The sequence below is a fragment of the Azospirillum endophyticum genome, from assembly GCF_016595245.1.
In the GTDB taxonomy this organism is placed as follows: Bacteria; Pseudomonadota; Alphaproteobacteria; order Azospirillales; family Azospirillaceae; genus Azospirillum; species Azospirillum endophyticum.
In genome coordinates, this window is record NZ_JAENHM010000092.1 from 1 (window position 1) to 882 (window position 882).

General features: G+C 71.8%; 1 protein-coding gene. It reads right to left on the minus strand.

The genetic code is table 11. The features are described from left to right. On the minus strand, nt 1–882 hold an 882-nt coding region (locus JHL17_RS36015; RefSeq protein ID WP_200199477.1), incomplete at both ends, for an AMP-binding protein.

Consider the following 882-nt stretch of genomic DNA (forward strand, 5'->3'; position numbering starts at 1 on the left):
CGCATCGGCCGCCACATAGCCGACGAGCCGCTTGCCGCCCGCCCCGTCCCTGGCCACCACCACCGCGTCGCGCACCGCCGGATGCCCGCGCAAGGCCGCTTCGATCTCGCCAAGCTCGATCCGAAGCCCGCGGATCTTCACCTGATGGTCGATCCGCCCGACATACTCGATCACCCCGTCGCCACGCCGCCGCGCCAGATCGCCCGTCCGGTACATCCGACCGCCGTCGCTGGCGAACGGATCGGCGACGAAACGCTCCGCCGTCAGCCCGGCCCGCCGGTGATAGCCCCGCGCCAGACCCGCACCGGCGATGTAGAGCTCGCCAACCGCCCCCGCCGGAAGCGGGTTCAGGCTCCCGTCCAGCACATGAAGCCGCAGATTGTCGATCGCCACCCCGATCGGCACCCCGCCGCCGGCGCCGCCCTCGCCAGCCCGGCAGGTCCAGTGGCTGACGTCGATCGCCGCCTCGGTCGGGCCGTAGAGGTTGTACAGCCCGACAGCGGGCAGACGGGCGAACAGCCGGTCCTGCAGCGCCACCGGCAGCGCCTCGCCGCTGCACACCACCCGGCGCAGGCTGGTGCAGTCCTCCACCCCCGGCTCCTCCAGGAAGGCCTGCAGCATCGACGGCACGAAATGCAGCGTGTCGATGGATTGCTCGCGGATCAGCGCCACCAGCCGCGCCGCATCGCGATGTTCGCCGGGCGCCGCCACCACCAGATGCGCCCCCACCATCAGCGGCCAGAAGAACTCCCAGACCGACACGTCGAAGCCGAAGGGCGTCTTCTGCAGCACCCGCTCGCCCGGGGCCAGACGGTAGGCCTTCTGCATCCAGGCCAGCCGGTTCAGCAGGGCGCCATGGCTGTTGCCCGCCCCCTTGGGCGT